Source organism: Teichococcus oryzae, from assembly GCF_008386565.1.
In the GTDB taxonomy this organism is placed as follows: domain Bacteria; phylum Pseudomonadota; class Alphaproteobacteria; order Acetobacterales; family Acetobacteraceae; genus Pseudoroseomonas; species Pseudoroseomonas oryzae.
Genome location: NZ_VUKA01000008.1, coordinates 1 through 22,343 on the forward strand (window position 1 = coordinate 1; position 22,343 = coordinate 22,343).

22 protein-coding genes and 1 tRNA gene are annotated in these 22,343 nt (G+C 68.8%); 14 read left to right on the forward strand and 9 right to left on the reverse strand.

Annotated features, from left to right (window positions below; all coding sequences use genetic code 11):
• Position 1 precedes the first annotated feature (1 nt).
• From F0Q34_RS14910 to gyrB, 3 genes are all read left to right on the forward strand, one after another.
• Positions 2-75 (forward strand) — tRNA-Met (locus F0Q34_RS14910).
• A 40-nt stretch (positions 76-115) separates the two neighbouring features.
• Complete coding sequence (recF, locus tag F0Q34_RS14915; protein WP_241665505.1) at positions 116-1,267, forward strand: DNA replication/repair protein RecF; 1,152 nt, start codon at positions 116-118, stop codon at positions 1,265-1,267.
• A gap of 61 nt (positions 1,268-1,328) precedes the next feature.
• Complete coding sequence (gene gyrB, locus F0Q34_RS14920; protein ID WP_149813029.1) at positions 1,329-3,788, forward strand: DNA topoisomerase (ATP-hydrolyzing) subunit B; 2,460 nt, start codon at positions 1,329-1,331, stop codon at positions 3,786-3,788.
• A gap of 480 nt (positions 3,789-4,268) precedes the next feature.
• Here gyrB and F0Q34_RS14925 read toward each other — a convergent pair whose 3' ends face one another.
• Complete coding sequence (locus F0Q34_RS14925) at positions 4,269-5,057, reverse strand: alpha/beta fold hydrolase (RefSeq protein ID WP_149813030.1); 789 nt, start codon at positions 5,055-5,057, stop codon at positions 4,269-4,271.
• A 27-nt stretch (positions 5,058-5,084) separates the two neighbouring features.
• Positions 5,085-5,918 (reverse strand): IclR family transcriptional regulator domain-containing protein, encoded by an 834-nt coding sequence (locus tag F0Q34_RS14930; RefSeq protein WP_241665506.1) that lies wholly within the window; start codon positions 5,916-5,918, stop codon positions 5,085-5,087.
• Positions 5,919-6,221: 303 nt separating this feature from the next.
• On the opposite strand from F0Q34_RS14930, the gene F0Q34_RS14935 reads away from it, so the two are divergent.
• The 11 genes from F0Q34_RS14935 (at position 6,222) to F0Q34_RS14985 (ending at position 14,853) form a co-directional block, all read left to right on the forward strand.
• Positions 6,222-6,908, forward strand: coding sequence for a 3-oxoacid CoA-transferase subunit A (locus F0Q34_RS14935; protein ID WP_149813032.1), 687 nt, complete (start codon positions 6,222-6,224; stop codon positions 6,906-6,908).
• Between the two features lie 9 nt (positions 6,909-6,917).
• A complete protein-coding gene (locus F0Q34_RS14940; protein ID WP_149813033.1) occupies positions 6,918-7,583 on the forward strand; it encodes a 3-oxoacid CoA-transferase subunit B in 666 nt (221 codons plus the stop codon).
• A gap of 53 nt (positions 7,584-7,636) precedes the next feature.
• A complete protein-coding gene (locus tag F0Q34_RS14945) occupies positions 7,637-8,764 on the forward strand; it encodes an ABC transporter substrate-binding protein (RefSeq protein ID WP_149813034.1) in 1,128 nt (375 codons plus the stop codon).
• A 4-nt stretch (positions 8,765-8,768) separates the two neighbouring features.
• Positions 8,769-9,638, forward strand: coding sequence for a branched-chain amino acid ABC transporter permease (locus F0Q34_RS14950; protein ID WP_149813035.1), 870 nt, complete (start codon positions 8,769-8,771; stop codon positions 9,636-9,638).
• Positions 9,635-10,513 (forward strand): branched-chain amino acid ABC transporter permease, encoded by an 879-nt coding sequence (locus tag F0Q34_RS14955; protein ID WP_149813036.1) that lies wholly within the window; start codon positions 9,635-9,637, stop codon positions 10,511-10,513. The genes F0Q34_RS14950 and F0Q34_RS14955 overlap by 4 nt, the downstream gene beginning before the upstream one ends.
• Positions 10,513-11,262, forward strand: a complete 750-nt coding sequence (locus F0Q34_RS14960) for an ABC transporter ATP-binding protein (protein WP_149813037.1) — start codon at positions 10,513-10,515, stop codon at positions 11,260-11,262. The genes F0Q34_RS14955 and F0Q34_RS14960 overlap by 1 nt, the downstream gene beginning before the upstream one ends.
• Positions 11,259-11,990, forward strand: coding sequence for an ABC transporter ATP-binding protein (locus F0Q34_RS14965; protein ID WP_149813038.1), 732 nt, complete (start codon positions 11,259-11,261; stop codon positions 11,988-11,990). The genes F0Q34_RS14960 and F0Q34_RS14965 overlap by 4 nt, the downstream gene beginning before the upstream one ends.
• Positions 11,990-12,442, forward strand: coding sequence for a nuclear transport factor 2 family protein (locus F0Q34_RS14970; RefSeq protein WP_149813039.1), 453 nt, complete (start codon positions 11,990-11,992; stop codon positions 12,440-12,442). Before F0Q34_RS14965 ends, F0Q34_RS14970 begins: the two co-directional genes overlap by 1 nt.
• A gap of 25 nt (positions 12,443-12,467) precedes the next feature.
• Positions 12,468-12,743: a muconolactone Delta-isomerase gene (gene catC, locus F0Q34_RS14975; protein WP_149813040.1), complete on the forward strand. Its 276-nt coding sequence runs from the start codon at positions 12,468-12,470 to the stop codon at positions 12,741-12,743.
• A gap of 101 nt (positions 12,744-12,844) precedes the next feature.
• Positions 12,845-13,783, forward strand: a complete 939-nt coding sequence (locus F0Q34_RS14980) for an SMP-30/gluconolactonase/LRE family protein (RefSeq protein WP_149813041.1) — start codon at positions 12,845-12,847, stop codon at positions 13,781-13,783.
• A gap of 188 nt (positions 13,784-13,971) precedes the next feature.
• On the forward strand, positions 13,972-14,853 hold the full coding sequence (locus tag F0Q34_RS14985) for an MBL fold metallo-hydrolase (protein ID WP_149813042.1): 882 nt from the start codon (positions 13,972-13,974) through the stop codon (positions 14,851-14,853).
• A gap of 110 nt (positions 14,854-14,963) precedes the next feature.
• Here F0Q34_RS14985 and F0Q34_RS14990 read toward each other — a convergent pair whose 3' ends face one another.
• From F0Q34_RS14990 to F0Q34_RS15020, 7 genes are all read right to left on the reverse strand, one after another.
• Positions 14,964-16,178: an MFS transporter gene (locus F0Q34_RS14990; RefSeq protein WP_149813043.1), complete on the reverse strand. Its 1,215-nt coding sequence runs from the start codon at positions 16,176-16,178 to the stop codon at positions 14,964-14,966.
• A gap of 297 nt (positions 16,179-16,475) precedes the next feature.
• Entirely contained in the window at positions 16,476-17,969 is a 1,494-nt protein-coding gene (gene glpD, locus F0Q34_RS14995) for a glycerol-3-phosphate dehydrogenase (protein ID WP_149813044.1), read from the reverse strand.
• Positions 17,969-18,790 carry a phosphonate ABC transporter, permease protein PhnE gene (gene phnE / locus F0Q34_RS15000; protein WP_149813045.1) on the reverse strand — a complete coding sequence of 274 codons (822 nt, stop codon included), beginning with the start codon at positions 18,788-18,790 and terminating at the stop codon, positions 17,969-17,971. Before phnE (F0Q34_RS15000) ends, glpD begins: the two co-directional genes overlap by 1 nt.
• Positions 18,787-19,578: a phosphonate ABC transporter, permease protein PhnE gene (gene phnE, locus F0Q34_RS15005; RefSeq protein ID WP_174242056.1), complete on the reverse strand. Its 792-nt coding sequence runs from the start codon at positions 19,576-19,578 to the stop codon at positions 18,787-18,789. The genes phnE (F0Q34_RS15000) and phnE (F0Q34_RS15005) overlap by 4 nt, the downstream gene beginning before the upstream one ends.
• A complete protein-coding gene (phnC, locus tag F0Q34_RS15010) occupies positions 19,575-20,363 on the reverse strand; it encodes a phosphonate ABC transporter ATP-binding protein (protein ID WP_456316244.1) in 789 nt (262 codons plus the stop codon). The genes phnE (F0Q34_RS15005) and phnC overlap by 4 nt, the downstream gene beginning before the upstream one ends.
• Positions 20,364-20,390: 27 nt before the next feature.
• Positions 20,391-21,482 carry a phosphate/phosphite/phosphonate ABC transporter substrate-binding protein gene (gene phnD / locus F0Q34_RS15015; protein ID WP_149813048.1) on the reverse strand — a complete coding sequence of 364 codons (1,092 nt, stop codon included), beginning with the start codon at positions 21,480-21,482 and terminating at the stop codon, positions 20,391-20,393.
• Positions 21,479-22,318 carry an HAD family hydrolase gene (locus F0Q34_RS15020; RefSeq protein WP_174242057.1) on the reverse strand — a complete coding sequence of 280 codons (840 nt, stop codon included), beginning with the start codon at positions 22,316-22,318 and terminating at the stop codon, positions 21,479-21,481. Before F0Q34_RS15020 ends, phnD begins: the two co-directional genes overlap by 4 nt.
• Positions 22,319-22,343 lie beyond the last annotated feature (25 nt).

Sequence of the window (22,343 nt, forward strand, 5' to 3'; positions counted from 1 at the left end):
ACGCGGGGTGGAGCAGCCCGGTAGCTCGTCAGGCTCATAACCTGAAGGTCACAGGTTCAAATCCTGTCCCCGCATCCCGTTCGTCATGGCGGGCCATTGGTGCTAAACCACCCTGGTGCATGACATCCCAAAGCTTCGGCTCCAGCGCCTGATCCTGCAGGACTTCCGAAGCTACCCTTCCCTAAGCCAGACCTTTGACCACGACAGCATTGTCGTGGCCGGCCCCAATGGCACCGGCAAGACCAATCTGCTGGAAGCGATCTCCCTGCTTTCCCCAGGCCGTGGCTTGCGCGGTGCCCGCGGGGCGGAGTTGCCGCGCCATTCCGAAGCCGCGCTCAGTTGGGCCGCCGCCGGGCATTTCGAGGCACCCTCCGGCCCGGTGACCATCGGCACCGGCGCCGAGGCCGGGGCCGATCGCCGCAGCTTCCGGCTGGACGGCAATGCCGTGCGCAGCCAAGCCGAGTTGTCCCACCATATCGCCGTGCTGTGGCTGACACCCCAGATGGACCGGCTTTTCCAGGAAAGCGCCAGCGGCCGCCGCCGCTTCCTGGATCGGCTGGTCTGGTCGCTGGAGCCTTCCCATGCACGGGAGGTCGCGGCCCACGATACGGCCATGACCCAGCGCAACCGCCTGCTGTCGGAAGGGCGCCGGGACGTGGCCTGGCTGGACGCGCTGGAGGACGCCATGGCGCGTCATGCCGTCGCCGCCATTGCTGCCCGTCAGGCGGCGCTGGCAGGGCTGAACGGCGTTCTGCGGGCCGGCCTGTCGGGCAGCTTTCCTTCCGCCAGCCTGTCGCTGCTTTGCCCGATCGCCGATGCCCTGGCGGCACGGCCGGCACTTGCGGTGGAGGAGGATCTGCGGGCCGGCTTGGCCGCGGACCGCGTGCGGGATGCCGCGGCCGGCGGAGCCCGTCAGGGCGCCCACCGGACCGATCTGCGCATGGTGCTGCTGCCGCAGGACATCCCGGCGGAGCTGTGCTCCACCGGCGAGCAGAAGGCCTTGCTGGTCAGCGTCATCCTGGCCCAGGCGGCCCTGGTGGCGGCGCATCGCGGCTTCGCCCCCCTGCTGCTGCTGGATGAGGTCGCGGCGCATCTGGACCCTGGCCGCCGCGCATCCCTGTTCACCGCGCTGCGGGCGCTTCCCGCCCAGTGCTTCCTGACCGGCACCGAGGCAGCGCCCTTCGCCCCCATGAGGGACCAGGCGCAGTTCCTGGAAGCCATTCCCGGCGGGCTGCGCCCCCTTGCTGATTTCCCCGTGCCGGGATGACCAAAAACCGCTATAAAATCCAATGGATCAGCCCGACCAAAAGCAGGAGTTTCCCGCCGGCATGAGTGAGTCCGCGCGCGCGCCGTCCCCCGTCACCGACCCGATGGCGGATGCCTATGACAGCGCCTCCATCACCGTGTTGCGGGGACTGGAAGCCGTCCGCAAGCGCCCCGGCATGTATATCGGCGACACCGATGACGGCTCGGGCCTGCACCACATGGCGTTCGAGATCATCGACAACGCCGTGGACGAAGCCCAGGCCGGCTATGCCACGCGCTGCGAGGTGGTGCTGAACGCCGACGGCTCCGTCAGCGTCACCGATGATGGCCGCGGCATTCCCACCGACATCCATGTCGAGGAAGGCGTGTCCGCCGCCGAGGTGGTGCTGACCCGGCTCCATGCCGGCGGCAAGTTCAACCAGAACTCCTACAAGGTGTCCGGCGGCCTGCATGGCGTCGGCGCCGCGGTGGTGAACGCGCTGTCCGAATGGATGGACGTGACCATCTGGCGTGACGGCACCGAGCATTTCATTCGCTTCGAGCATGGCGAAACGGTGCAGCCGCTCAAGGTGGTCGGCCCGGCCGGGCGCGGCAACGGCACCCGCGTGACCTTCAAGCCGTCCGCCGGCACCTTCACCCGCACCGAATACGAGTTCGCCGTGCTGGAGAAGCGCCTGCGCGAACTGGCTTTCCTGAACTCGGGCCTGGCCATTGTGCTGCGCGATGAGCGCCTCGCTGAAGCCGGCGAGCCGCCCAAGGAGGTTTCCTTCTGCTTCGAGGGCGGCCTGATCGCTTTCGTGGAATGGCTGGACCGCGCCAAGGAGCCGTTGTTCAAGCCGGCCATCAGCCTGAAGGCCAAGGAAGGCACCGGCATCCAGGTCGAGCTGGCGATGTGGTGGAACACCAGCCCGCATGAGCTGGCGCTGTGCTTCACCAACAACATCCCCCAGCGCGACGGCGGCACGCACCAGGCGGGCTTCCGCCAGGCCCTGACCCGCGTGGTGATGAAATACGCCGAGGAACTGGCGAAGAAGGAAAAGGTCGAGCTGTCCGGAGAGGACATGCGCGAGGGCCTGACGGCCGTCCTGTCCGTGAAGGTGCCGGACCCGAAATTCTCCTCCCAGACCAAGGACAAGCTGGTCTCCTCCGAGGTGCAGCCGGTGGTGCAGATGGCGGTGGCCGATGCGCTCTCCCACTGGTTCGAGACGCATCCGAAGGAGGCCCGGATCATCCTGGACCAGGTCGTGCTCGCCGCCGCCGCCCGCAAGGCGGCGCAGCTGGCGCGCGAGAAGGTCGGCCGCAAGAACGCGCTCGATATCTCGACCCTGCCCGGCAAGCTGGCCGACTGCCAGGAGAAGGACCCCACCAAGTGCGAGATCTTCCTGGTCGAGGGTGACTCGGCCGGCGGTTCCGCCAAGCAGGGCCGCGACCGCCGCTTCCAGGCCATCCTGCCGCTGAAGGGCAAGATCCTGAACGTCGAGCGCGCGCGCATCGACAAGATGCTGTCCTCGGCCGAGATCGGCACGCTGATCACGGCGCTCGGCACCGGCATCGGCACCGGGCCGGTGGAGAAGGGCGGCTTCTCGGCCGACAAGCTGCGCTACCACCGCATCGTCATCATGACCGACGCCGACGTGGACGGCTCGCACATCCGCACCCTGCTGCTGACCTTCTTCTTCCGGCAGATGCCGGAGCTGTTGCAGCGCGGCCATCTCTACATCGCCCAGCCGCCGCTCTACCGCGCCAAGCGCGGCCAGGAGGAGCGCTACCTGAAGGACGACCGCGCGCTGGAGGACTTCCTGCTGGAGAAGGCCCTGCACGGCGCCAGCCTGCGCTTCGCCGATGGCCGCCGGGTGGAGGGCGATGAGCTGCACGAGGTGGTGGAAAGCCTGCGCCAGACCGCGCACCGCATCCGCCGCCTGTCCACCAACCTGCCGAGCGAGCTGGTGGAGCAGGCGGCCATTGCCGGCGCCCTGACCGGGGAAAAGGAGCGCGCCATGGCCGCCGCCCCGCTGCTGGCGGCGCGGCTGGATGCGCTGGCGCTGATCACCGAGCGCGGCTGGAAGGTCGCGCCGGGCGCCGAGGGGCTGGTGATGGGCCGCACGGTGCGCGGCGTGGCCGAGCGGCACCGCCTGGACAATGCCACTCTGCGCAGCCCCGAGGCACGCTGGCTGAACGAACGCCACGCCGCCCTCGCCGCCGCCTGGACGGAGCCGGCGACGCTTGAAATGGAGTCCGGTGCCGCCACGGCGGTCGCGGGACCGCTAGCGGCCTTCGACCGCATCCTGTTGCAGGGCCGCAAGGGTCTCGCCATTCAGCGCTTCAAGGGCCTGGGCGAGATGAACCCGGACCAGCTCTGGAGCACCACGCTGGACCCGGCGGTGCGCACCCTGCTGCAGGTGAAGATCGAGGATGTGGAGGATGCCGAGCAGGTGTTCTCCACCCTGATGGGGGATGTGGTCGAGCCGCGCCGCGAGTTCATTGTCGGCAACGCCCTGAAGGTGGCCAATCTGGACGTGTGAGGTCCGGAGATGGCGTGCCTGTCTTCGCCGTTCCGGGCCGTCCGGCAGGCGATGCTCAGCGATCCATGATGGCAGAGGCGGCATCACGCCGCCCGCCCCTCATGTACCGGCGCTCCGGCCGGTAGTGCCGCCCGATCCGCCACCAGTGGCGCATCGCATCCAGCGCGGCATGGATGAGGCAAGGGATGCCGCCGTGAGGCGCTTCCTTGCATGATCCCATGCTCTTGTTCCGGGGCCGTGCTGCCTGAGCCATCATCCCGCCCTTCCGATCCGGCGCGCTTGCCGCAAGCGCGCCCCGGGACGCCTTGTAGGGCGGTACCCGCGAGCCGGCTGTGCTCCAGCGCACATGGCGAACCGGCGCGGGGAAGCCCGCATCCATGCGGGCCGCGAGGCCGCCCGTGGGCGGAACATCAGTCAGGCGAACAGATTCCAGGCGCAGGCATTATCCTCGCGGAGGGCAGCATGCCTGCCTGCGGTGCATCAGAACCTCGCCAGAAAGGCGTTGAAGGCCCCGGCGACAAGCTCCGGCGTTTGCACCGCCATGAAGTGCCCGCTTTCCACCGGCTGGAACGAGGCGCCCGGCACCAGCCGCGACAGCGGCTCGATCATGGCGGGAGGGCGCAGCGGATCGTGCTCGCCGGCCAGGAACAATGTCGGGCAGCGGATCGAGGCGATGCCGGCCTGCATCTCCAGGCCGGCCAGCATGCGGTAGATGGCTGCGTAGCTATCGGGATCATTGGCGAGCCAGCGTGCGCGGAAACGCCGGAAGCGCGCCGCGTCGCCGCGCAGGATCTCCGGATAGCTGCGGCCTAGCTCCACCTCGGCCACGGCGGCCATGCCGTTGCGTTGCACCGTGTCGGCGTGGTCCAGCACGGCCTGCCGGCGTTCGGCGGGAATGCCGGTCGCCGGACCCATCGCGATCAGTCCGCGCACGCGCTGCGGCCGCGTCGCCGCGAAATGCAGCGCGATCGCGCCGCCAACGGCACAGCCCGCGAGCAGAACAGGGCCGATGCCCAGCGCATCGAGCAGCGCTTCGAGGTCCTGCGCCATGGTGTCGATGCCGAGTGGCGAACGCGCCTTGGTGGAAAGCCCGGCGCCGCGCGTGTCGTAGCGCAGCACCCGGAAACGCGGGTCGAGCTGCGGGACCAGCATGTCCCAGCTGTCCATCGTGCCGCCCATTTCGTGCACCAGCACCAGCGTTTCGTGGCCCTCGCCGCTCAGTGCGTAACGCAGCCCAATCCCATTCACCTCGATCCAGTCCATCCGCATCTCCCCGTTCTTGTTGTTTCCACGGCGTCACCAGCCATCCAGGGCGCCGCCGATCTGCTGCGCCGCTTCCCGCAGCACGGGCAGGAAGGTGCGGCGCAGCTGATCCAGCGAAACACGCGCCGCCGATGTTCCGATGTTCAGCGCCGCCACGGTGGCGCCGGAACGGTTGACGATGGGAACGGCGATAGACCGGCTGCCGAGTTCGATCTCCCCGTCGATGATCGCGTGCCGCGCGCGCCGCACATCCTGGATGCGGGCGCGGAAGCGGCCGGGATCGGTGATCGTCCGCTCCGTCCAGGCCACCAGATCATGCCGTGCCATCCAGGCCTCGAACTGATCTTCCGGCAGGGCGGCGAGCAGCACGCGGCCCAGCGAGGAGCAATGGGCCGGCAGCCGGGTTCCGACATCGATGCGGGATGAGAACACACGCCGTGCCTCCACCCGCGCGACATAAACCACATCCGCGCCTTCCAGCACGGCCATGGAACAGGATTCCTGGAACCTGTCCGACACCGCCTGCAACACCGGCCGGGCGACCTCGCCGCGCCCGAAGGAGGTCAGGTAGCCATGGCTGAGATTCAGCACCTTTGGCGTCAGCCAGAAATTCTTGCCGTCGCTGGCCAGGAACTGCAGTTCCACAAGTGTCAGCAGGAAGCGGCGCGCGGTTCCGCGGCTGAGCTTCGTGTGTGCCGCGACCTCGGACAGGGTGAGTCTTTCCCGCCCCCGGCCAAAAGTTTCCAGCACCGTCAGCCCGCGCTCCAGCGCGGCGACGAAATCCGGGCCGCGGCCGGATGTGTCATTCAGGGCAGGCGCCGCCCCCCGCGAGGCCTTCTTCGCAGAGGCAGCGATATTCGTTGTCAAGGCAAAATTATCCGTGCTGCCTGCACAGCCATTCCCTCGATCCTGCCTCGGCGCCGCCGATCGCTTACCGCTGCGGCGCATTCGCTCGCAAGCCACATTTTCCGGCACGGAAAATCTGCTTGACAGCACGGTTCCCGTGGTTCGTCATATTCGGGATTTACGGACAATTGTCCACTATGCGGACAAACCGCAAAAAAGCGTCATGGCCCGGAGAGGCCCGCGCGGGAGGCGCCAGAAAGCGATGACCAGCCTCACAGGCTTCGGGACCACGGCTCCGCACCACCAGGCGGAGCGCGGGGCCCAATGATCGACAAGCGCGTGCGAATGGTGGCCGATGCGCTGGCCGATGTGCCGGATGGCGCCTGCATCCTGCTGGGCGGCTTCGGCGCCGTGGGCCAGGCGGATGCGCTGATCGACGGCCTGATCGAGCAGGGCGCCACAAACCTCACCGTGGTCGCCAACAATGCGGGCTCCGGCCGCACCGGCCTGGCGCGGCTGCTGGAACTCGGCCGTGTCCGCCGCATGATCTGCAGCTTCCCGCGCAGCCCGGGCTCGTCGGTCTTCGAGGAACTCTACCGGGCCGGGCGCATCGAGCTGGAGATCGTGCCGCAGGGCACGCTGGCGGAACGGCTGCGCGCGGCCGGCGCCGGCGTCCCGGCCTTCTACACCCCGACCGGCGTCGGCACGCTGCTGGCGGAAGGCAAGGAGGTGCGCGAGATCGATGGCCGCCCTTATCTGCTGGAAAAGGCGCTGCATGGCGATGTGGCGCTGATCGAGGGATGGCGCGCCGATCGCTGGGGCAACCTCACCTATCGCGAATCCGCGCGGAACTTCAATCCGGTCATGGCCATGGCGGGCAAGCTGACAATCGCGCAGGCGCAGCACATCGTCGAGCTCGGCGAGCTGGACCCCGAGGCGATCGTCACCTCGGGCGTCTTTGTCGACCGCATCGTGCATGTGCCCTATGCCACAGCCGCGGCGGCGGCCTGAAGGGAAGCCATGGTGCAGACCGCAACGGAACAGGGCTGGAAGCCCCGCAACCGCAGCCAGATCGCCAGCCGCGTGGCGCGCGACATTCCCGAGGGCTGGGTGGTGAATCTCGGCATCGGCATCCCGACGCTGGTGGCGGACCAGGTGCCCGAGGAACGCGAGGTGATCTTCCAGTCGGAGAACGGCGTCATCGGCTTCGGCCCGGCGCCCGCCGCCGATGCCGTGAATCCCTGGCTGATCAACGCCGGCAAGCAGCCAGTGACGCTGCGCAAGGGCGGCGCCTACATCCATCACGCCGACAGCTTCGCCATGATCCGCGGCGGGCATCTGGACTTGTGCGTCCTCGGTGCCTTCGAGGTCGCGGAAAACGGGGACATCGCCAATTGGGCGGTGTCGGCCACGGACACGGCGCCGGCCGTGGGCGGTGCCATGGACCTCGCCGTGGGCGCGCGCCGCCTTTGGGTCGCGATGGAGCACACGACGCGGGAAGGGCGGCCCCGCCTTGTGAAGCGTTGTTCCTACCCGCTGACAGCCGCCGCGGCCGTTTCACGCATCTACACCAATCTGGCGGTGATCGATGTCACGCCGGAAGGCTTTCGCGTGGTGGATATGGTCGATGGCCTCAGCTTCGAGGCCTTGCAGGCCATGACGGAGGCGCCGCTGCGGCAAGGCTGACGCCACCGCCTTCCTCGCGTCCAACCAAGAAACACAGGGTTAGGGAGACCCAAATGCTTGATCGCCGCAGCCTGCTTGCCACCACCCTCGCCGCAGGTGCCGCCAGCCTGGCCGCGCCGCGCATCCTGCGGGCCCAGGAGGGTGCCTATGTGGTCGGAACGCTTTTCCCCATGGCTGGCCCGAATGCCGAATATGGCACGATCTTCACCAATGGCATCCAGCTCGCGGCCGAGCATCTCCGCGCCGAGGGTATGCTGAAGAGGCCGGTCGAGATCCGCGCCCAGGACAGCCTGGCGACGCCGCAGGGCGGCGCCGTCGGCATGACGAAGCTGGCCAATGTCGACAAGGCGTCCTACGTGATGCTGGGCTTCACAGGCGTTTCCAAGGCGGCGGCGCCGATCGGCACCCGCAGCAAGGTCATGATGATCAATGGCGGCGGCGTCGGGCCGGACCTGGCCAATCTTTCCCCTTACTTCTGGAACGTCATTCCGCTGGTCAACCAGGAGGTGCAGGTTCTTCTGCCCTGGCTGAAGCAGCAGAACCTGTCCAGGATCGCGCTGATCTATGTCGATGACCCGCTGGGCAACGGCATCCTGCAGCAGCTGAAGGACGGCCTGCCGGGCGCCGGCGGCAGCCTTGTGGGCAGCTTCAGCATCCCGCCCGCGACGCAGCAATTCGCCGCCATCGCCGCCCGCGTGCGCGACACCCGGCCAGATGCCGTCTACTTCGCCAGCTATGGCGCGCAGCAGGCGCAGATCATCAAGCAGCTGCGCGACAACGGCGTGTCGCAGCAGATCCTGACCTATTCCGCGGGCAGCATCCCCTCCGTCGTGGGATTGCCGGAAAGCGACGGCCTGGTCTTCACCAGCCAGGCTTCCGACTGGTCCGCGCCCGATCCGCTGACGCAGCGCTTCGTCACCGACTGGCGCGCCAGGTACAATTCCGATCCCACCAGCTACAACCAGAACTACTACAACGCCATGCGGCTGTTCGGCCTGTTGGCCCAGGGTCTTGAGAAGGCGGACAAGCCGGTGACCGGCGAAAACCTGCGCGAGGAATTGCTGCGCGTCCGCCGCTTCCCCATGGTCGGCGGCGAGGGCAGCTTCGAGGATCAGGGCACCATGAGCATGCCCATGCAGATCAACCGCATCCAGGGCGGCAGCTTCCAGAAGATCGCGTGACGCCATGCTCTTTCTGCAGCTTCTGTTCAATGGCATCCAGACCGGCGCGATCTATGCGCTGACGGCGGCGGGATTCGCCCTGATCTTCGGTGCCACGCGGATCTTCCATGTGGCGCATGGCGCCAGCTTCGCCCTTGCCGGCTACGCTTTCCTGATGTGCAGCCAGGCTGGCCTGCCCTGGCCGGTGGGCTGCCTCGCCGCGCTGGCCGTGGCGGTCGCCTTCGGGCTTGGCATGGATGCCTTCATCTACCGCCCGATCCAGCGCCACGAAGGTTCCTTCTTCACCGTTTTCGTGGCTGCCTTCGGCATGACCATCGTGGTGCAGAGCCTGATCGAGATCGGCTTCGGCCGCGGCTTCGCGGTGGTGCCCAGCGCCCTGACCATGGCGAAGGAGGTCATGCCCGGCCTCTACCTCGCCAACATCTTCTGGGTCGCCGTCGGGGTCGCGGTGGTGCTTTTCGCCATTGTGGGGCTGTTCCTGGAGCGCACCCGCGCCGGCATCGGCCTGCGCGCATTGTCCGAGAACCCGGAGTTGCTGCGCGCCTATGGCCTGTCATCCCGCAAGCTTTCCGCCCTGGCCTTCGGGCTCGGCTCCGCGCTCACTGTGCCGGGCGCGGTGCTGACCGCCGTGACCTCGGGCCTGCAACCCGCGATCTCGGCGCAGGTCATGCTGATCAGCCTGGCTTCCGCGGTGGTCGGCGGCATCGGCAGCCTGAGGGGCGCGGCCCTGGCGGGCCTGCTGCTGGGCGTGGTGGAAAACCTCGTGATCTCCGTGCTGGACACGCAATGGAGCAGCGCCGCAGGCTTCGTCGTGCTGTTCATCTTCATCCTGTTCAAGCCCAGCGGCCTTTTCGGGCAGGCGGTGACGCGATGATCGCCTATCTGCTCAACCTGGCCACGCTGGCCACGGTTTTCGGCATCCTGGCCGCGAGCCTGAACCTGCTGATCGGCTATGCCGGCATCTTCAGCATCGCCCATGCCGTGTTCTTTGGCATCGGCGCCTATACGGGGGCGCAGCTCGCCATCCTGTTCATTCCCGATGTGCTGCTGGCCTGCCTGGCCGGCGGGGTGCTGGCGGGCGCCCTGTCGCTCTGCCTGGCGCTGCCGGCGCTGCGGGTGCGGGGCGAGTATTTCGTCGCGGCCAGCCTGGGCCTGCAGATGATGGCGGTCACGCTGTTCTCCGAGGCGCATTCACTGACGGGAGGGCATGGCGGCCTGGTCGGCATCCCGATGCCGACCCTGTTCGGCATCGACATTTCCGAGCCCGCCACCTTCCTGGTCTTCTGCCTGCTGGTGCTGGGCGGCGTGCTGCTGGCCATCCGCATGCTGATGCGCGGCAGCTTCGGCCGGGCGCTGATGGCCATCCGCGACAGCGAAAGCGCGGCGGAAGCCTTCGGCAAGGACGTGCCGCGGCTGAAGACGCTGGCGGTCGGCCTCGGCTGCACGCTGGCGGGCGTCGCGGGCGCGTTGTTCGCCTTCTACATGGCTTTCGTGAATGTCGAGAGCTTCACGCTGGAGCAGTCGATCCTGGTGATGGCCATGGTGATCATCGGCGGCACCGCGACGCTGGCGGGCCCGCTGGTCGGCGTGCTGCTGCTGTTGCTGCTGCCGGCCGCGCTGTCCTTCCTGCCCTTCATCCCGCCGACGCAGATCGGCGCCGTGCAGCAGCTCATCTATGGCGGCGCCATGACGCTGCTGATGATCTTCCGCCCCGCAGGCCTCGCCGGGCAATCGACGGGGCGCCGCTGATGACGGATCTTCCGCTTTCCGTGCGTGGCCTGAACAAGAAGTTCGGCGGGCTGACCGCGGTGCAGGACGTCGATCTGGACCTCCAGGCCGGCATCTGCACCGCGCTGGTCGGGCCGAACGGCGCCGGCAAGACCACGATCTTCAACCTGATCACCGGCAACATCCCGCCCGATGCGGGAGAGGTGCTGGTGAATGGTAAGCCGGTGCGCGGCATGGTGCCGCACCGCATCGCCCGGATGGGCGTCGCGCGCAGCTTCCAGGATCTGCGGCTGTTCGGGCGCATGTCGGTGCGGGACAACGTGCTGGCCGCCATCGAGCACAGCGCCTGGCTCTGGCAGCCGGGCGGCGGCGCGGCGCGGCGCGCGCGCGAAGCCGCGGTTGATGCGGCGCTGGACCGCACTGGCCTGACGGCCCTGGCCGATGCGCGCGCGGCCGACCTGGCCTATGCCGAACGCAAATTCCTCTCCATGGCGCGCATCCTGGCCACGGGCGGGCGCATCTGGCTGCTGGATGAGCCCGCCTCGGGCCTCGACCCGCATTCGCGCGCGCGCTTCGTTTCGCTGGTGCGCTCCGCGGTGGCGGACGGCGTGACGATCTGCCTGATCGAGCACAACCTGGACATCGTCACCGAGCTCGCGACGCGCATCGCCTTCCTTGATCGCGGCGCCAAGCTGGCGGAAGGGGAGCCGCAGGCCATTCTGCGCGACCCCGAGCTGATCGGCATCTATTTCGGGGAGCGCCGGACATGAATGCTGTCACGGGGCACGCCGCGCCGCCGGCGCTGGAGGTGCGCGGCCTGACCTCCGGCTATGGCGGCCGCGAGGTGTTGTCGGCGCTGGATCTGGCGCTGCCCCAGGGGGAGGTGCTTTGCCTTGTCGGCCATAATGGCGCAGGCAAGTCGACATTGCTGAAGCTGCTGTTCGGGCTGCATCAGGCGAGCGCCGGCACCATCCATCTGCGGGGGCGGACGATACAGCCCAGGCCGGATGCCATGGCGCGCGAAGGCGTCGCCTATGTGCCGGAAGGCCGGGGGGTTTTCCCGGGCCTGCCGGTGCGGGACAATTTCGCCCTCGCCCTGTGGTCCGCCAGGCTGCAAGGTGCGGAAGCCGAGGCGCGCACGGAGGAGGTTCTCACCGTCCTGCCGCGCATCCGCGAATTCTGGACGCGGCGTGCCGGGCAGCTTTCCGGCGGGCAGCAGCAGATGGTCTCGATCGGACGTGCCCTGCTGTCCCGTCCCTCCATCCTGCTGCTGGACGAGCCTTCCATCGGCCTCGCGCCCAAGACTTTCCAGGACCTGATGGCGCCGATCCGCGCGCTGCAACAGAAGCTGGACATGTCTATCCTGCTGGTCGAGCAGAATGTGGGCGAGGCCTTCGCCGCCTCCGATCGTGTGGCCGTCATGAAATCCGGCCGCATGATCTTCAACGGCGTGCCGGCCGATCTTTCCGACCATGCGCGGCTGATGGAGATGTTCTGATGGCCTCCCTGGAGCAGCGCATCCAACGCATCGAGGATGAGCTGGCCATCGGCCAGTTGCGCGCCCGCTATTGCCATCTTCTGGATGACCGGGACTGGCCGGCCTTTGTCGAACTTTTCACCCCGGATGGCGTTTTCCAGGGGCTGGAGGCGGTGCGGGGCCACGCCGCCCTGATGGAATTCTTCAGCCAGCGCGTGCCGAAGCTCGCCGAGGATTTCTGGCATTTCTGCACCAACGGCACAGTGGAGATCGACGGCGACACCGCCAGGGGGCGGATCACGCTGGAATATCTCTCGGCGACCAATGGCGTGTCCCATGTTTCCGCCGGTCATTACGACGATGTCATGGTGCGTCAGGGCGGGCGCTGGCGCTTCCAGTCCCGCGTCATCACTTTCTACTACCTGGCCCCGCTCAGCCAGGGCTGGGCCGGGCGCCCCTTTCCCGGCCGCTGAACCTTTTTCCTTCGGGAGATCCCGCATGCTGTTCCATGTTGCCATGGAAGTCCGCCTTCCGCCCGACATGCCGGCCGAGCAGGCCAACGACATCAAGGCGCGGGAAAAGGCCTTCGCCCAGGAGGTGCAGCGTTCCGGCAAGTGGCCGCATCTGTGGCGCGTCGCCGGCCGCTACGCCAACATCTCCATCTTCGACGTGGCCGACACGGACGAACTGCACGGCATCCTGTCCTCCCTGCCGCTGTTTCCCTACATGGACATCAAGGTGACGGCGCTGGCGAAGCATCCCTCCGCGCTCTGAGCCGCTGGCGGCCGCGGGCCGTCGCTTCCACCCGACAAGAAGAAGCAGGGGGCCGGGGGCGCCGCTCGCCGGACCTTCCTCAATAGCAGGAGGAAACGCCCATGTCAGATGATACCCCGCCCGGCCTGCGCATCATGGCCGAGGGGCTTCGCTTCCCCGAGGGGCCGGTGGCCCTGGCGGATGGCTCCGTGGCGCTGGTGGAGATCGAGGCGCGCACCGTCACCCGCATCGCGGCGGATGGCGCGCGCAGCGTGATCGCGCATGTGCCGGGCGGCCCCAACGGCCTGGCGCTCGGCCCGGACGGCATGATGGTGTTGTGCAACAATGGCGGCTTCGCCTGGCATGAGGAGCCTGGGATCCTGCGCGCCGTCGGGCAGGCGAAGGACTACACCACCGGCCGCATCGAGCGCATCGATCCGCGCAGCGGCGAGATCACCCGGCTGTATGATTCCTGCGATGGCGAGCGCCTGAAGGGGCCGAACGACCTCGTCTTCGATGGCCAGGAAGGCTTCTGGTTCAGCGATCTCGGCAAGTCCCGCCCCCGGGACCGCGACCATGGCGGCGTTTACTGGGCGGCGGCGGACGGTTCCCGCATCGTGGAAGCCGCCTTTCCCATTCCCGGCGGCGCCAACGGCATCGGCCTATCGCCGGATGGCAAGGTGCTTTACGTCGCGGAAACCGAGACGGGGCGGCTCTGGGCCTGGGACGTGCTGGGCTCCGGCCAATTGCGCAAGGCGCCCTGGCCCAGCCCGCATGGCGGCAGCGTCCTGTGCCAGTTCCCCGGCTTCCGCCGGCTGGACAGCCTGGCGGTCGCCGCCTCGGGCAACATTGTCGTCGCCACGCTGGTCAGCGGGGAAATCAACACGGTTTCCCCGGAAGGGCGGATCGTGCACAGCATCCGCATGCCGGACCTGATGCCGACCAATATCTGCTTCGGTGGCCCCGATCTGCGGACGGCCTATATCACGCTTTCCACCACCGGGCGTCTCGCGGCCATGCCGTGGCACGAGCCGGGCCTGGCACTGCCCCACGCGGCCTAGAGCAGATCCCGATCGCGCAGGATTGCCTGATCGGGTGAAGATGCTCGACAGAACAAGGAGCCAGAGCATTTGAAGTGAGCCAGCACGAACGGAAAATGCTCTGGAAGGGCGGACCGGGTTGCAGCCCGGCCTTTTTCCTGCCGATTGTCACACGGGCCGCGTCCAGGCGGCGACAAGGACATCCCGACATGGCGAAGCTACCTGAAGCGCAGGTCCCGGGCCTGTATCACCGCAGGGTCGGCGAGATCCTGCTCAGCGCCGTCAGCGACGGCTTCCTGAACGGCTCCAACGCCGCGCTGCAGAACATCTCCGGCGACGATGCCGCGCGCATGCTGACGGAAGCCTTCCGGCCGACGCCGCGCCGCGGCTCGGTCAACACCTTCCTGCTGCGCGGCGGCGGCCGGACGGCGCTGATCGACACGGGCTGCGGCCCTTCCATGCAGGCCAGCGCCGGGCAGTTGTTCGGCAATTTGGCCGCGGCCGGCGTCGATCCGGCCGGGATTGACACCATCCTGCTGACCCATCTGCACCCCGATCATTCCAACGGCCTGACCGGCGCCGACGGGCAGGCATTGTTCCCGAATGCCGAGCTGTGCATGCACCGGGCGGAGCTTGCCTATTGGGACGACCCCGCTTCCGCCGCCCGCGCCGCGGAAACCGGCCAGGGCGTGCCATATTTCGCGGCGGCGCAGGCCCAGCTGGCGCCTTACCGCCAGCGGCTGCGCCTGTTCGAGGGCGGCGAGGTCTTCCCCGGCGTCACCGCCACGCCGCTCCCCGGCCATACGCCGGGCCATAGCGGCTACGCGGTCGCCTCCGGCGGGGAAACGCTGCTGATCTGGGGCGACATCGTCCATGTGCCGGAAATCCAGGTGCCCCGCCCGGAAGTCGGCATGCAGTTCGATGTGGAGCCGGAGCAGGCCATCGCGACGCGCCGCCGGATCTTTGACATGGTGGCGACGGACCGGCTGCTGGTCGCCGGGATGCATCTGCACTTCCCCGGCTTCGCGCATCTGGCCCGCCGGGGCGATGGCTATGTCCTGGTGCCGGAAGCCTGGAACGTGGCGCTGTAGCCAATGGCCGGCTGCGCGCGCGGCACCGGCATGACGCGGCCTCAAGGGCGCCTTCTGCCCGGCGCCCATCCATGGAGCCTGTCCCCTGGCGCGGAACAGGCTCCATGCGCTCATGCGGAAGCGAGGCGGGCCCGGCTCCGCAGCAGCAGCGTCGCGACGATCAGCACATTCGCCGCGTTCCAGGCGACGCCGTTGAGGAATGCGGCGGCGTAGCTGCCGGTGGCATCAAAGATCACGCCGGAAAGCCAGCCGCCCAGCGCCATTCCTACCAGCGTCGCCATCAGCACGATGCCGACCCGCGTCCCGACCTCGGAGGCCGGGAAGCTTTCCCGCACGATCACCGCATAGGCCGGCACGATGCCGCCCTGGAACAGGCCGAACAGCGCCGACAGCACGAAAAGCGAGATCATGCCGTCGAAGAACAGGAACAGCGACAGCGCCACCCCTTGCAGCACGGAGCCCAGCATCAGCGTGCGCAGCCCGCCGATTCGGTCGGCGATGAGGCCGGAGCCGACCCGCGAAACGATGCCGCAGGCCAGCATCAGGGACAGCATTTCCGCGCCCCGCGCCACGCCATAGCCGAGGTCGCCGCAATAGGCGACAATATGAACCTGCGGCATCGCCATCGCGACGCAGCACGCCACGCCCGCGCAGGACAGCACCGCCGTCAGCCCGTTGCGCGAAAGGCCGAGCGGCCTGCTGTCCCCGCTGTCGCTCACGGCGCCGCCACCACGCGATCCCGGCGCCCGGGCGCGCAGCATCAGCGAAAGCGGCAGCATCGTCACCAGGCAGATGATGCCCACGGTGACATGGGCCATGCGCCATCCATGTTCCGCGATCAGCCAGGTCAGGACCGGAGGCCAGACGGTGCCCGCCAGGTAATTGCCGGAGGCCGCCAGCGCGACCGCGATGCCGCGTCGCCGCCGGAACCAGAGCGAGGCATCGGCCATCAGCGGCACGAGGGAGGCTGAGGCGCCGAGCATGCCGATCATCAGGCCCTGCGCCAGGGTGAACCAGGCGAGGCTCGGCGCCAGCCCGGCGAGGACGTAGCCGCCGGACAGCATCACCGTTGCGAAAAGCATCGGCTTCATCACGCCATGACGGTCCGCGAGGCGGCCCATCAGGATCCCGCCCGCGCCGAAGCCCAGCATGGTGAGCGTGTAGGGCAGCGATGCCGCGCCGCGCGTGACGCCGAACTCCGCCTGCACATAAGGCAGCGCCACGATGACGGACCACATCCCCACACCGCCCAGCGCCGAAAGCGCGACGGTGGCGGAAAGCCGGATCCAGGCGGCCCGCGAGTCCAGCAGATGCTCGCCGGTCATGCCGCCGGCCCAGCACCCGCGACGCCGGCGGAAGGGGCGTATTCCACGGCCGGAAGGCGAGGGTCCACAAGGGGCGTCGGGCTGCCAGGCACCATGTTGGAATCAGACCATGCCGATGTGGCGATCATCGGGATCGCCTCAAACACACCCATGCCCAGCATTTTCCCTGCACCACGTCCCGCCTGTCGATACAGGCACCCGGAGCCCAGTCTGGCCCAAGGGGGCGGCCAGCGCCAGTGCGGGGGCCGGCCCAACGCTCGGCACGCGGAGGCCAGCGGAGCCGGCGATGCCCGCCAATCAGGCCGCCTGGGCGACCCGGCCGAACGCCTGGGCGAAGCTGTCCCGCTCGGCCGCGGACATGTGCAGCCCGCGCTTGGTGCGGCGCCACAGCGCGTCCTCCGGCGCGCGCACCCATTCCTGCCGCACCATCCATTCCAGTTCGCGCTCTGTGATGCCGCCGCCCAGTTCCGCGCCGAGGTCGGCGGCGCTCCGGGCATGGCCCAGCACGGCATCCAGCTCCCCGCCATAGCAATGGAACAGGCGGCGCAGCCGCGACGGCTCCAGGAACGGGTAGTGGTTCGCGGCCTCGGCCAGGAAGGCTTCCACCGTCCGCCCGCCCAGGTCGCCGCCGGGCAGGGCGGCGCTGGCGGTCCAGGCGGGGCGGGGCTGGCCCAGTGCCTCGCAGAGCTGCGTCGCCGCATCCTCCGCCAGCCGGCGGAAGGTGGTGATCTTGCCGCCGAAGACCGAGAGAAGCGGCGCCGCCGAGCGGTCCATCTTCAGCACATAGTCGCGCGTCACGGCCGAGGGATTCTCGGCGCCGTCGTCATGCAGCGGGCGGACGCCGGAATAGGTCCAGACGATGTCCTCCGGCGTCACCGGCTTGCGGAACTGGCGGGAAACAGCACGGCAGAGATAGGCCGCTTCCTCCGGCGTGCAGTGTGGCGAGCCGCTGGCGGGGTCGTGCGGCACGTCGGTGGTGCCGATCAGCGTGAAGCGCCCTTCATAGGGGATCACGAAGACCACGCGGCGGTCGTCGTTCTGCAGGATATAGGCCTGGCTGCCCTCATAGAGCGCGGGCACCACGATATGGCTGCCGCGCACCAGCCGGATGCGGTCGGGCGCCTGCACGCCGGTATCCTCCAGCGCCTGCATCACCCAGGGACCGGCGGCATTGGCGATGGCGCGGGCGCGCACCGTCTCCACGCGGCCATCCTCACCCGTCATCGTCACGGTCCAGCCATCGGCGGCGCGCTTGGCACTGGTGAAGGCGGTGCGGACGCGGATCTCGGCACCGCGCGCGGCGGCATCCCGCGCGTTCAGCACCACCAGCCGTGCATCCTCCACCCAGGCATCGGAATAGGCGAAGCCATGGGTGGCCTGGCCGTTCAGCGGCGCGCCCCAGGGGTGGCGGCGGAAGTCCAGCGATTCGCTGCCCGGCAGGGTCACGCGCTTGGCCAGGTGGTCGTAGAGGAAGAGGCCGGCGCGCAGCATCCAGCGCGGCCGCATGTCCGGCACATGCGGCAGCACGAAGCGCATGGGCCAGACGATGTGGGGCGCCAGGCGCAGCAGCACCTCGCGCTCCGCCAGGGCTTCCCGGACCAGCCGGAACTCGTAATGCTCCAGGTAGCGCAGCCCACCATGCACCAGCTTGGACGAGGCGGAGGAGGTGGCGCCGCCAAGGTCGCCACGCTCCACCAGCAGCACGGAAAGGCCGCGCCCCGCCGCATCCCGCGCGATGCCGGCGCCATTGGCGCCGCCACCGATCACCAGCAGGTCCACGGTCTCGCGCATCAGATTAGCCTCGTGCGGATGCGGTTCACCACGATCTCGGCCAGCAGCACCACCACCAGGATGGCCAGCAGCACGGTGGAAACGCGCTCCCACTGGAAGAAGTTGATGGCGTCGTCGAGCACGAGGCCGATGCCGCCGGCGCCGACCAGGCCCAGCACCGCGCTTTCACGCACATTGATGTCCCAGCGGAAAAGCGCGATGCCCCAGAAGGCCGGCTGCACCTGCGGCCAGACGCCCTTCAGCATTTCCGCGCCCCAGGGGGCGCCGGCGGCGCGCAGCGCTTCCCGCGGGCCGGGATTGGCTTCCTCCAGCGCCTCGGCCAGCAGCTTGCCCACGAAGCCCACCGAGCGGAAGGCGATGGCGAAGACGCCCGCCGCCGCGCCGGGGCCGAAGATCGCCACGAAGAGCAGCGCCCAGACCAGCGAATTGACCGAGCGCGAGGCCACCAGCCCGAGCTGCGCCAGCGCGTTCAGCGGCCGGATGGTGCAGATGTTGCGCGCCGCCAGCAGCGCCAGCGGCACGGCCAGCACGAAGCAGAAGACGGTGCCCAGCGTCGCGATATGCAGCGTCTCGATCAGCGCGTTGTGCACTTCGGGGTAGTAGTGCGACAGGTCGGGCGGCCACATCCGCACCAGCATGTCGCCCATCTGTTCCGGCGCATCGGCCAGGAATTCCGGGATGATGTCGATGCTGCGGATGGCCCAGACCACGGCGGCGACGCAGACCAGCCAGACCAGCCAACGGGAGATGCGCTGAGCCGGCGTGTGGCGCTGCCATTCGCGCCGCAGCGGCGCCACGGGGTCATGAGTGATGCTGTTCATCGCAGGGCGGCCCGGACACGGCCGGAGATGATCTCGGCCAGGAAGATGAGGGCGATGATGGCGAGCAGGATGGCCGCCACGAAGTCATAGTCGAAGCGCTTGAAGGCCGCGAAAAGCGTGCCGCCGATGCCGCCGGCGCCGACGATGCCCACCAGCGTGGAGTTCCGCAGGTTGCTGTCGAGCTGGTAGAGGCAGAAGCCGATGAAGCGGGAGGAGACCTGCGGCAGCACCGCATAGGCCAGCACCTTCATCACGCCCGCGCCGGTGGCGCGGATGGCTTCCACCTGCTTCATCGAGATTTCCTCGATGGCTTCGGCGAAAAGCTTGGCGATGAAGCCGACGGAGGCCACCACCAGCGCCGCCGTGCCCGCCAGCGCGCCGAAGCCGATGGCCTTCACGAAGAGAATGGCGACGATGACGTAGTGCAGGGAGCGGCAGACCGCGATCACCGCGCGCACCGGCCCGGCGATCCAGAGCGGCGAAAGGTTGCGCGCCGCCAGCACGCCGAGCGGCAGCGAGATCAGGATGCCGATGGCCGAGGCCAGCACCGCGATCTGCAGGCTTTCCAGCAGGCCTTCCAGCAGCAACTGCCAGCGCTCGAAATTCGGCGGCACCATGCGGGCGAGCAGGCGGCCGCCTTCGCCCATGCCATGGACAACGCGGTCCCAGGTCAGGCCGAGGCGGGTGCTGGCCCAGACGGTATAGATTGCCAGCACCAGCAGCGCCGCGCGCATCGCCCAGTTGGGGGCGAAGGCGAGCCGGCGGGGTTGGGAGGTGGTGGCGCTCACAGCCAGTCCTCGCCGCCATAGATGGCGCGCAGGTGGTGCTGCTCCAGCTCCTCTGGCGGGCCGTCGAAGATCACGCTGCCGCCGGACATGCCGATGATGCGGCGGGCGAAGCGCTTGGCGAGATCGACGTTGTGGATGTTGATGATGACAGGCACGCCCTCTGCCGCCGTCAGCCGTGTCAGCAGCTCCAGCACCTCGACCGCCGTGCGGGGGTCGAGGGAGGAGGTGGGCTCATCGGCCAGCAGGATCTCGGGGCGCTGCATCAGCGCGCGGGCGATGCCCACGCGCTGGCGCTGACCGCCGGAGAGTGCGTCGGCGCGCCGCGTCGCGTGCTCCGGCAGGCCGACGGCATCCAGCAGCATGAAGGCGCGCTGGATGTCCTCCTCGGGGTACTTGCGCAGCCAGGCGCGCCAAAGGGGAACGTAGCCGAGCCTTCCGCTCAGCACGTTCTCCATCACCGTCAGGCGCTCCACCAGGTTGTATTCCTGGAACACCATGCCGATGCGCCGGCGCGCCAGCCGCAGCTCCCGCCCGCGCAGGCCGGTCAGCTCCGCGCCATGCAGGGTGATGGAGCCGCTGGTCGGCTCCACCAGGCGGTTGATGCAGCGGATCAGCGTCGACTTGCCGGTGCCGGAGGGGCCGATGATGGCGGTGATCCCCTCGGCCGGCACGGCGACGTCGATGCCCTTCAGCACCGGCTTGCCGGCGGCATATTCCTTCACCAGCCCCTTGATCTGGAGCACGGTGCCGGAGGCCGGCGCGGCGGCGCGGGGCGCAGCGGTCATGGTGGCAGACATCCTGGCTTTTTCCGTTTAGCGCGCCGGGGCCGGCGTGGCGCCGGTGGGTGCGACATGGGTGGGGGCGGCGGGCTGCTGCGCCTGGGCCTTCTTGCGCGCCTCGGCCTCCAGCTCACGCCGGCTCTCGGCATCGAAGGCCGCGCGGTTGTAGGGGGCGTTCACCGCATCGGCGACGGCGCGCACAGGGGCCCACTGCTCCGCATAGGTCGCGGGCCAGAAGCGGTCATTGCCGCCCAGGTCCTTGGCCATCTGCTCGGGGAAGCGGTAGTCCAGGAAGCACTGGCGGATCTTCTGGGACAGTTCCGGCTTCAGGTCGCTGGCGACGGCGAAGCCGCTGGTGGGGAAGGGCTCGCTTTCCCAGATCACGCGGAAATTCTCGCGCTTCACCTGGCCGCGCGCCGCCATGCGGGTCCAGACATCGGAGGCCACCGGCGCGGCATCGTAGTCGCCGGCATTGACACCCATCACGCTGCGGTCATGGCCGCCGGAATAGACCACCTGATAGTCCTCCTCCGGCTTCAGCCCCAGGCCAGGGAAGAAGGCGCGCGGCGCCAGGTTGCCGGAGTTGGAGGTGGCGGAGGTGTGCGCCACCCGCTTGCCCTTCAGGTCCGCCAGCGTCTTGTAGGGGCTGTCCGCCTTCACCAGCATGACGACCTTGTAGCTCTCGAAGCCATCCGCATTGCCCTTCACGGCGAAGGGCACGGCGCCGGCCAGATTGACGGCGAAGGCCGTCGGGCCGGTGGAGAAGCCCGCCACATGCAGGCGGCCGGAGCGCATCGCCTCGACCTGCGCCGCGTTGGAGGTCACCTGGAAATACACGGCGCGCTTGCCGGTGCATTGCGACAGGTAATCCAGGAAGGGCTTGAACTGGCTGGCGTAAAGCGCCGGGTCTTCCACCGGGGTATAGGTGAAGACGATGGTGGAAGGGTCGCGCAGCTTGGACGCGTCGGTCGGCGCATCGGCCACCATGTCGCGGTTGGCGTCGCAATAGGCTTCGTCCAGCGCGCCGCGGAAGGCGCAGTCCGCCGCCTGGGCGGCGGCCGGCTTGGTGGCCATGGCGCCCAGGCCTAGGGCCAGTGCGGTGCCAGCGAGGAACAGGGTCTTCATGCGGCGTTCTCCTCCGGAATGGCGCCCCGCGCCTTCAGCAGCGCGTCGGCGAACTCAGCGAACCCCGCACCGCCTTCGGCGCGGGTGATGTAGGCGGGCGGCGTCGCCATGCCGGCCAGGAAAGGCGCGACATTGGCCACGCCGACCGAACAGGCGACGGCGGCGAAAAGCGGCGCGTCATTGGCGCTGTCGCCAGCGAAGGCGACCGCGTCCCGCACGCTGTTGAAGGGCTGGAAGCGGGCGTCGAACAGTGCCTCGATGCCGGCACGCTTGTCCCAGCCGCCAATCCAGGCATTGACGTGGATGGAGGAAACCTTGGCTTCCGCCCCGCCGGCGCGGAACACATCGGCGATCCGTTCCGCCGCGTCGAAGCCGAGCGGGCCGGCGTCCTCGCAGAAATCCACCGCGACGTCGAACAGGCGGAAGGGCTGGTCGGCGGCGATGGCGCTGCCCGGCACGGCGCGCAGCGCCTCGGCCGCCAGGGCATGCAGCCGCGCCTGGTTGGCCAGCCGCTCGGCCTCCGGCTGCGCCTGCCAGCGCAGCATGCGGCGGGCGCCATGGTCCAGCGCGTACCAGAGCGCGCCATTCTCCCCCACCACGGCGGCCACCGGCCAGTGGCGCGCGATGGCGTCGCACCAGCCGGCCGGGCGGCCGGTGACGGGCACCACCGCGATGCCGGCCCGGTGCAGCGCTTCCAGAGCGGCATAGGTGGCGGCGGGCAGGCGCCCATCCAGGGTCAGGGTGTCGTCGATATCGGTCAGCACCCAGCGCAGCGCGGCGAGCTGGGATGCGGGGGCGGTGGCGAGCGGACGGGGCCGGGGCGATTCTTGTGTCATATATATGTTGCGATTGCCACTTTCT

Coding starts and splice junctions, on each gene's coding strand:
- gyrB (WP_149813029.1), top strand. CDS start 1,329: ATGAGTGAGTCCGCGCGCGCGCCGTCCCCCGTCACCGACCCGATGGCG.
- F0Q34_RS14940 (WP_149813033.1), top strand. CDS start 6,918: ATGGTGCAGACCGCAACGGAACAGGGCTGGAAGCCCCGCAACCGCAGC.
- F0Q34_RS14965 (WP_149813038.1), top strand. CDS start 11,259: ATGAATGCTGTCACGGGGCACGCCGCGCCGCCGGCGCTGGAGGTGCGC.
- F0Q34_RS14985 (WP_149813042.1), top strand. CDS start 13,972: ATGGCGAAGCTACCTGAAGCGCAGGTCCCGGGCCTGTATCACCGCAGG.
- F0Q34_RS14980 (WP_149813041.1), top strand. CDS start 12,845: ATGTCAGATGATACCCCGCCCGGCCTGCGCATCATGGCCGAGGGGCTT.
- phnC (WP_456316244.1), bottom strand. CDS start 20,363: ATGACCGCTGCGCCCCGCGCCGCCGCGCCGGCCTCCGGCACCGTGCTC.
- phnE (WP_149813045.1), bottom strand. CDS start 18,790: ATGAACAGCATCACTCATGACCCCGTGGCGCCGCTGCGGCGCGAATGG.
- F0Q34_RS14990 (WP_149813043.1), bottom strand. CDS start 16,178: ATGACCGGCGAGCATCTGCTGGACTCGCGGGCCGCCTGGATCCGGCTT.
- F0Q34_RS14945 (WP_149813034.1), top strand. CDS start 7,637: ATGCTTGATCGCCGCAGCCTGCTTGCCACCACCCTCGCCGCAGGTGCC.
- glpD (WP_149813044.1), bottom strand. CDS start 17,969: ATGCGCGAGACCGTGGACCTGCTGGTGATCGGTGGCGGCGCCAATGGC.
- F0Q34_RS14955 (WP_149813036.1), top strand. CDS start 9,635: ATGATCGCCTATCTGCTCAACCTGGCCACGCTGGCCACGGTTTTCGGC.
- catC (WP_149813040.1), top strand. CDS start 12,468: ATGCTGTTCCATGTTGCCATGGAAGTCCGCCTTCCGCCCGACATGCCG.
- F0Q34_RS14925 (WP_149813030.1), bottom strand. CDS start 5,057: ATGCGGATGGACTGGATCGAGGTGAATGGGATTGGGCTGCGTTACGCA.
- F0Q34_RS14960 (WP_149813037.1), top strand. CDS start 10,513: ATGACGGATCTTCCGCTTTCCGTGCGTGGCCTGAACAAGAAGTTCGGC.
- F0Q34_RS14935 (WP_149813032.1), top strand. CDS start 6,222: ATGATCGACAAGCGCGTGCGAATGGTGGCCGATGCGCTGGCCGATGTG.
- F0Q34_RS15020 (WP_174242057.1), bottom strand. CDS start 22,318: ATGACACAAGAATCGCCCCGGCCCCGTCCGCTCGCCACCGCCCCCGCA.
- F0Q34_RS14970 (WP_149813039.1), top strand. CDS start 11,990: ATGGCCTCCCTGGAGCAGCGCATCCAACGCATCGAGGATGAGCTGGCC.
- phnD (WP_149813048.1), bottom strand. CDS start 21,482: ATGAAGACCCTGTTCCTCGCTGGCACCGCACTGGCCCTAGGCCTGGGC.
- F0Q34_RS14950 (WP_149813035.1), top strand. CDS start 8,769: ATGCTCTTTCTGCAGCTTCTGTTCAATGGCATCCAGACCGGCGCGATC.